This window comes from Tepidicella baoligensis, assembly GCF_013432195.1.
In the GTDB taxonomy this organism is placed as follows: Bacteria; Pseudomonadota; Gammaproteobacteria; order Burkholderiales; family Burkholderiaceae_C; genus Tepidicella; species Tepidicella baoligensis.
In genome coordinates this window covers 1-331 of the sequence record NZ_JACCDB010000046.1, presented here as the reverse complement: position 1 = coordinate 331, position 331 = coordinate 1, and the positions used below count along the sequence as shown (strand labels likewise).

At 52.3% G+C, this 331-nt stretch carries 1 rRNA gene; it reads left to right on the top strand.

The features are described 5' to 3' along the window. Positions 1–209: 209 nt before the first annotated feature. Positions 210–322, top strand: a 5S ribosomal RNA gene (rrf, locus tag HZS63_RS13825). Positions 323–331 lie beyond the last annotated feature (9 nt).

Genomic DNA, 331 nt, shown 5'->3' with positions numbered 1-331 from the left:
GTAAGCGCAGCAATGCGTTGAGCTAACCAGTACTAATGGCCCGTGCGGCTTGACCCTATAATTTTGATCGCAAGATCACAGCGAGAATGCATACGAGCCGTATCCACTCGGCGAAGATGCTCCAAGCGCAATCAAAATCGATTTCGACTCTATGAATACGCCGCACTGAGTGCCCTATGGCAGAGTGCTCAGAGCGGCAACCCGTTATGCCTGACGACCATAGCAAGTTGGTCCCACTCCTTCCCATCCCGAACAGGACAGTGAAACGACTTCGCGCCGATGATAGTGCAGATCCCTGTGTGAAAGTAGGTCATCGTCAGGCTGTTATGTG